Genomic DNA, 6,839 nt, shown 5'->3' with positions numbered 1-6,839 from the left:
ACACCAACCCACCCCCAAATCCCGAGACATTCTTGTGTGGTATGTCGTCCCCGGCGGGGGCCGCCCCCCGGCGCCCCCCCCCGCCCCCCGCCGCCGCCCCCCCCGCCACCCCCCGGCCGGCCCGGGGCGGTCTCCGCCCGGCCGGCGGCCGCGGGACCGGGGGTCGACCCGGCCGCGGCACTGCAGCGCATGTACGTCGACACGAGCCCGTCCAGTTCGGCGCATCTGAGCCTGAACGCGGAGGTGCTGGGGCCCGAACGGATGCTGTTCGGCACGGACTCACCCCCGCTGGCCGTGCCGCTGGAGGAGCAGATCCGCATGATCGAGAAGCTGCCGGTCGACAAGGCGTCGCAGCAGCTCATCCTCGGTGGCAACGCCGAGGCCCTCTTCGACCTCAGGAGTCGTCCGTGACCACTACGCAAGAGGCCGTCACGGCGGCCGAACGCTGTACCCCGGAGTTCCGTCGGGACCCTCACTCGGTCTACGCCCATCTCCGCGACGCGGCGCCGGTCTGCCCCATGAGACCGCCGCACGGCAACGAGACGTACCTGGTCACCCGGTACGAGGACGCCCGGGCCGCCCTGTCGGATCCGCGGTTGAGCAAGGACATGTACGGGGCCATGGACGCCTACCGGAGGATCTTCGGTGACTCGTCCGTCGCGCTGGACGACAACATGCTCAACTCCGACGCGCCCAAGCACACGCGGCTGCGCAGGCTGGTCAACTCCGCGTTCACCCCACGGCGTGTGGAGGCGCTGCGGCCGAAGATCCAGGACATCGTCCGGGGCCTGCTCGACGAGTGCCCGACCCGGGATCCCTTCGACCTGCTGCCGGTCTTCGCGTTCCCGCTGCCGATCATCGTGATCTGCGATCTGCTCGGTGTACCGCCCGAGGAGCGGTCGCGGATGCAGAACCTGTCCTCCACGGTGGCCCAGAGCGGTTTCAACGAGGAGGCCAAGCGGGCCCAGCAGAAGGCGGAGGAGGATCTGCACGCGTACTTCTCGGATCTCCTCGCCGCCAAGCGGAGCCGTCCGGGTGACGATCTCCTGAGTGCGCTCACCACGGTCCGGGACGACGACGGCGGGCTGACCGAGAACGAATTGGTCTCCACGGCGTTCCTGCTGATGTTCGCGGGGCACAAGACGACCGCGTATCTGATCGGCAACGCCGTGCATCACCTCCTGTCCCATCCCGAGCAGCTGCGCGCCGTGCGGGAGAACGGGGAGCTGATGCGTGCCGCGGTCGAGGAACTGGTGCGCTACGACGGCTCCGTGGAAAGCGCGACGTTCCGCTACGCGACCGAGGACGTGGAGTACAGCGGGACGCGGATTCCCAAGGGCGCCCTGGTCCAGATCGCGATCAGTTCGGCCAACCGCGACCCGCTGAAGTTCGACGCCCCGGACGAGTTGAATGTGGCGCGTGCGGGCAACGCGCAGGATGCCCATCTGGGGTTCGGGCACGGCAGCCACTACTGCCTGGGAGCCCCGCTGGCCCGGCTGGAGATGCAGCTGGCTCTCACCGCTCTGTTCGACCGGTTCCCGAGGATGACTCTGGCCGGCCCTCGCGGTGAGGCGCGGTGGCTGGAGGTTCCCTTCCCCGCCTTCCGCGGCCTCGCCGAGCTTCCGGTCGTGCTCGATCCCGCCGGGTGACGGACGCGCAGGAGGCCGGTTCTCGCCTCGGGGGGATGGCCCGGCCCGCGCTACGGCCGGCGTCGGTGCCTGGCGTTTGATCTGCCGACCGCCGACGGCGGCGCATGCCGCCGTCGGACCGGTGGGTGTGCCTGATCGGGGCCTTCGCGACAGGCGTGGTCACCAGTACCGGAGCACTGCCGGACAGCCGCCCGGCTCACGCCGCCCTCTGCGGCCGCGCCACCGCCGCCGCCAGGAACGTCAGCGGCCCGGTGGAGACGATCCGGAACCTCATCCGCTGGTGCGGCGAACCGAGCCCTGGGGAGAGGCTCGGCCCCGACACCGCCCCCGCACTGCTGACAGCGGCCGGGGACAACCCGCAGCGGACGGCCGGCGAGGCGCCCTTCGCCGTCCTCTGCGGAGCGATCCCCGTGGAAGCCTCCTCCGGCAAGGCCCGGCGCCGCCGACTCCACCGGGGCGGTGACCGCTCGGAGGGTCGCCATGCCCCATCGGGGGACGGCGCGAAGCCCGGTCGCGTCGATCAATGGCCATCGCCCCGCCGGGATCACGCATCGCCCATGTGCACGGTGCGGACAGCGCACCTGGTGGGCAAGGTCACGTCACGATGCTTCGACCGGGGAGGGCACGGGGGAGTCTGTGGTTTCCGGCCGCCGTGGCACGTCCTGCGTGACGTGCGATATATGCGATCGATGCCCGTTTGCGGATACTTTGGTGCGCTTGCCCTGCCCACGGCGTCACGTCATCGAGTGCACCGTCCCGTCGATCGTCCAGGAGACCCATGCGCCCTCGCACACCCTCGATCCCGCGTATAGCCTCCGCTCCGCCCGTCGCCCTGGCCGGCGGTGCCCTGGCCGTCGGCGTGGGCGGCGTGTATCTGGCGGGACTGTTGCTCACGGGCGGGGAGATCGAGGCGGGTACGACCGTGCGCGGCGTGGACATCGGGGGCCTGAGTCGCGCGGACGCCGTCCGGGAGCTGGAGAAACACCTGGCGCCGACCGGCTCGCGCGAGCTGGCCGTGACGGTCGGTGACCACAGAGGCACGGTCGATCCGCGGCAGGCCGGACTCAGTTTTGACGTCGAGCAGACCGTGGACCGGGCGACGCGTACCGGCTCCGATCCGTTCAGCGTGGTCGGTGGGCTGTTCCACTCGGGCGGCGGTGACATCGAGCCGGTCGTACGCGTCGACGAGAACAAGACCCGCGCCACTCTCGCGAAACTGGCCACATCTCTTGATCAGAACGTCCGGGACGGCGCGGTCACCTTCACGGACGGCCGGGTCGAGCAGGTGGCCTCACGCCGCGGCTACGCGCTCGACGTGGACGCCGCGGTCGGCACTCTGCGCAGCTCCTTCCTGCGCGGCAAGCCCGGCCCGGTCACAGCCCTGCCCGCCCGCGAGACCGAACCGAAGGTCACGGCGGCAGAGGTACAACGAGCGGTGCGCGAGTTCGCGCAGCCGGCCATGTCGGCACCGATCACGCTCACTGCGGGTGACAAGCGCTTCACGATCAGCCAGGCCGCCCTGGGGCAGTACCTCACGATGCGACCGGACGGGACCGGCAGGCTGACGCCAAGACTCGACGCCGAGGGCCTGCGCACAGCGCCCGAGCTCGCCGGCCTCGACAGTGGGACCAAGAACGCCGGCCTGCGGCTCGACGGCGACAAGGTCGTGGTGGCCGACGACGCCAGGTTCGGCCAGGAGGCCACCGACAAGGCGCTGAGCAAGGCCGTCCTGCCGCTGCTCACCAAGTCAGGCACCGCGACGCGCACCGGCGAACTGAGCACTCGCAGGATCCAGCCCGAGGTGACCCGTGAGAACGCCGCGCGCCTGGGACTGAAGGAGAAGTTGTCCTCCTTCACCGTCAACTTCGAAAAGGCCCCGTACCGCACCAAGAACATCGGCCGGGCCGCGGAGCTGATCAACGGCTCCGTGATCATGCCGAACGAGACGTGGAGCCTCAACCGGACCGTAGGCCGGCGCACCGAGGCCAACGGCTTCGTCGAGGGCATCATGATCCTCGACAACGAGTTCACGAAGGCGTCCGGCGGCGGGGTCTCCAGCGTGGCCACCACTGTCTACAACGCGGCGTTCTTCGCCGGGGTGAAGTTGGTGGAGCACGGCGCCCACTCCTTCTACATCGAGCGCTACCCGGAGGGCCGTGAGGCGACAGTCGCCTGGGGCAGCCTGGACCTGAAGTTCAAGAACGACTCCGGCAACGCCATCTACATACAGGCCGAGTCCACCGACACCTCCGTGACCGTCACCTTCCTCGGCACCAAGAAGTACGACGAGATCAAGTCGGTCAAGGGGCCGCGCACCCATGTGAAGCAGCCGGCGAAGAAGGTGAGCACCGACGAGAAGTGCGTGCCGCAGACACCGCTGGAGGGCTTCGACGTCACCGTGGAACGGGTCTTCTACAACGACGGCCGGGAAGTCGCGCGGGAGCCGCTCCGCACGCACTACGCCCCACGCGACGAGATCACCTGCGAATGATCCCGGGCCCGGCGTCGGACATGCCGGCCATGGCCGAGGGGGACGGCCGAGCCGTCAGGTGGTCTCGGGGCTGCCGTCACGGTGGGCGCCGGTCGTGCGCGAGGCGGGCGGGAGCAGGCCGTGCGGGACCGACACCGGATACTTCGTCAGCGACCACCCGGCGCCCGCCTCACCGCAGCTCCCCGACCCGGCGCTCGGCACCGAACTGCGGGATCTGGCCGAACAGCTCACCGCCCACCGCGGTCCAGGCCTTGATCACCCTGCTCGGACAATCGCTGCCAGGACGTGCGAGCACCCCCTTACGATCGTCGGGTTGCCGGTCGGCTGCCGCAGGCGCGCCGCCCGGCCGTTGCCGAGGGGGAACCGGGGTGTGGCTGTGACGTGGCGATGGCGCAGGGAGAAGGGCGGGAAGCCGGCCTCCGGCGATGCGCCGGAGGCCGAACCGTCACCCGAGACGACGCCGGGGAACGTGAAAGCCCATCAATGGGCCCACCGGTGGGGAGCCTGGGGCGAGGAGTGGCAGGACTGGTTGCGCCGATCCCAGGTGGGGATCGATCTGCTGGTGTGGTGGAGGGACGAAGGAGACGACCTGCTCGCCCTCGTCGGCCCTGATCGCTACCGCGACCGTCTTGCCGAACTTCTGTCCATGGCCTCGCCCCGTGACGTGGCGGCCATGGGCATCGGATGCACACGCCGTCTCGACAGGCCCTGTCGAGACCCGAAGACGTGCAGCCAGGACCCGGCCGACGGTGGTACGGGCGTCGTCCGGACCCGCAGCGGTCCCGTCCCAGGCGCATGCAGCGGCTTCACGGACTGCTGGAGCACGTACGGGATCGACGTCGCGTTCACCCCCGGCGACCGGCACCGTGCGGTGCACATCCAGAACCCGTCGGACCACTGCATGCTCTGGATCGACGGCGTCCGCGTCGCGGAGGGGGTGTCGCTGGAGCATTCCGGGTACTGGGCAGACGAGCGGTTCTACGTGGTCCAGGCCGCGGGTCCGGAGAACCACCCGCAGCAGGGCCTGGCGATGGGAAACCTTGCCTGGAACATCCTGTCGCTGGTCGTCCACGACGTCGAGCGAGCCACCACACAGGTGCTCGTGCCCAAGGCCACAGAGACGTGGACCTATCCCGTACTGCGGGTGGACGGCCAGACCCTGTGCGTCTATCCGGACCTCGAGGCGTGCGAAGGCGCTCTGCCGGACCGTGTGCTCCCTGTCGAGCCGCTGCCGTCGGTCTGACCACGGCAGCGGCATCCCGGGCTCTTCCTGACCGACAGCGCGCCGACCCGTGATGCGTGAACGCCTCGACACCGGGACAGGCGACGGCGATCACGGGACTGGGTGCTGGCATGCGCACGGCGACCCTCCTTCTGACGCACCAACTCCCCCAGCAGGCCGTCGCGCTGGGGGAACACGCCGTCCTTCCGCCACTTGGCGAAGGCGCCGCAGACGGTCTCCCAGGGTGGGAAGTCGTGCGGCAGGTAGCGCCATTGCACTCCGGTGCGGTGCACGGTCAAGATCGATTGTCAGTGGTGGGTGAGACGATAGGAGCATCGAGTCAGAAACAGGGGGAGCTGTTATGTCCGGAAGCCAGAACTACATCAATCACGTTGCTCTTGTACTGGATGCCAGTTCGTCCATGTCGCACCTCAGCCGCAAGGTCGTCGAAGTCGCAGACCAGCAGATTGCATATCTTGCTCGCCGATCGAGGGAACTGGACCAGGAAACCCGCGTCACGGTGTACGTCTTCGCAGACAAGGTGGAGTGCGTCATCTACGACAAGGACGTACTGCGAATGCCCTCGCTGAAGCAGCTGTATCGGGTCGGTGGAATGACGGCTCTGCTGGCAGCCGCACTGAAGTCACAGCGGGAGCTGGCACAGACAGCTCAACTGTACGGCGACCACAGCTTCCTGACGTTCGTACTCACCGACGGGCAGGAGAACGCAAGTCATCGTTGCTCGGACGCCCCGACCAAGGATCCGCGTGAACTGGTCGAGGCCGTGGCCAAGATGATCGCGACTCAGGAGGACAACTGGACGCTGGCCGTCCTTGTGCCGGACCAGATGGGCAAGCGCGAGGCCATGCAGTGCGGTTTCCCGAAGGACAACATCGCCATCTGGGACGCCACGAGCACACAGGGTCTCGAGGAGGCCGGGCAGGTCATCCGGCAGGCCACCGAGAATTTCATGGTGGGCCGAACCAAGGGCATCCGGGGATCGCGAGCGGTGTTCTCCACAGGTACGGAGGCGGTCAACAAGGACACCATCAAGGCGGCCGGCCTCACCCCGGTGAATCCGTCGGAATACCAGCTGATCCCGGTGGCTCGTGACGCGGCGATCCGGGACTGGATCATCGAATGCGGGCACACCTACCGTACCGGTGGCGCGTTCTACCAGCTGAGCAAGTCGGAGAAGATCCAGGCACGGAAGCAGATTGCGGTGCTGGAGAAGAAGACGGACCGGGTGTACACGGGGCCCGAGGCCCGAGCCCTGCTCGGTCTGCCGAATGTGGAAGTTCGCGTCAAGCCGGACCACAACGACGACTTCACGATCTTCGTGCAGAGCACCAGCGTGAACCGGAAGCTCGTACCGAACACGCGGCTACTGCTTATGCTCTGACGCCTTTGGAAACCCCAATGGGACCCGGAGATCTCGTCGGCCCGGCACCGGGCCGCTGGAGCCCGCTTCGCGGGC

The 6,839-nt window shown here is 68.6% G+C and carries 7 protein-coding genes and 1 pseudogene; 6 read left to right on the top strand and 2 right to left on the bottom strand.

Going from position 1 to position 6,839, the window contains the following annotated elements; translation table 11 throughout:
• The first annotated feature begins 189 nt into the window (after positions 1-189).
• The 4 genes from ABZ471_RS47180 to ABZ471_RS47165 all read left to right on the top strand — a co-directional run bounded on the left by ABZ471_RS47180 (position 190) and on the right by ABZ471_RS47165 (position 4,140).
• On the top strand, positions 190-411 hold the full coding sequence (locus ABZ471_RS47180; protein ID WP_359075326.1) for an amidohydrolase family protein: 222 nt from the start codon (positions 190-192) through the stop codon (positions 409-411).
• Positions 408-1,649: a cytochrome P450 gene (locus tag ABZ471_RS47175; RefSeq protein ID WP_359075325.1), complete on the top strand. Its 1,242-nt coding sequence runs from the start codon at positions 408-410 to the stop codon at positions 1,647-1,649. The genes ABZ471_RS47180 and ABZ471_RS47175 overlap by 4 nt, the downstream gene beginning before the upstream one ends.
• Positions 1,650-1,753: 104 nt before the next feature.
• Positions 1,754-2,461: a transposase gene (locus tag ABZ471_RS47170; RefSeq protein WP_359075324.1), complete on the top strand. Its 708-nt coding sequence runs from the start codon at positions 1,754-1,756 to the stop codon at positions 2,459-2,461.
• A complete protein-coding gene (locus ABZ471_RS47165) occupies positions 2,428-4,140 on the top strand; it encodes a VanW family protein (protein WP_359075323.1) in 1,713 nt (570 codons plus the stop codon). The genes ABZ471_RS47170 and ABZ471_RS47165 overlap by 34 nt, the downstream gene beginning before the upstream one ends.
• A 169-nt stretch (positions 4,141-4,309) precedes the next feature.
• Here the strand turns inward: ABZ471_RS47165 and ABZ471_RS47160 are convergent, their stop codons facing one another.
• Positions 4,310-4,435, bottom strand: coding sequence for a hypothetical protein (locus tag ABZ471_RS47160; protein WP_359075322.1), 126 nt, complete (start codon positions 4,433-4,435; stop codon positions 4,310-4,312).
• Positions 4,436-4,669: 234 nt separating this feature from the next.
• Here ABZ471_RS47160 and ABZ471_RS47155 point away from each other — a divergent pair, with 234 nt between their 5' ends.
• Positions 4,670-5,383, top strand: coding sequence for a hypothetical protein (locus ABZ471_RS47155; protein WP_359075321.1), 714 nt, complete (start codon positions 4,670-4,672; stop codon positions 5,381-5,383).
• Positions 5,384-5,496: 113 nt separating this feature from the next.
• Here the strand turns inward: ABZ471_RS47155 and ABZ471_RS47150 are convergent.
• Positions 5,497-5,667, bottom strand: a pseudogene (locus ABZ471_RS47150) (transposase); the annotation flags it as partial.
• Positions 5,668-5,723: 56 nt separating this feature from the next.
• On the opposite strand from ABZ471_RS47150, the gene ABZ471_RS47145 reads away from it, so the two are divergent.
• Positions 5,724-6,764, top strand: a complete 1,041-nt coding sequence (locus tag ABZ471_RS47145) for a vWA domain-containing protein (protein ID WP_359075320.1) — start codon at positions 5,724-5,726, stop codon at positions 6,762-6,764.
• The last annotated feature ends 75 nt before the right edge of the window (positions 6,765-6,839 follow it).

Source organism: Streptomyces sp. NPDC005728 (genome assembly GCF_040630895.1).
In the GTDB taxonomy this organism is placed as follows: domain Bacteria; phylum Actinomycetota; class Actinomycetes; order Streptomycetales; family Streptomycetaceae; genus Streptomyces.
The sequence above is the reverse complement of the archived record's forward strand: the minus strand, read 5'-3'. Positions and strand labels throughout refer to the sequence as shown.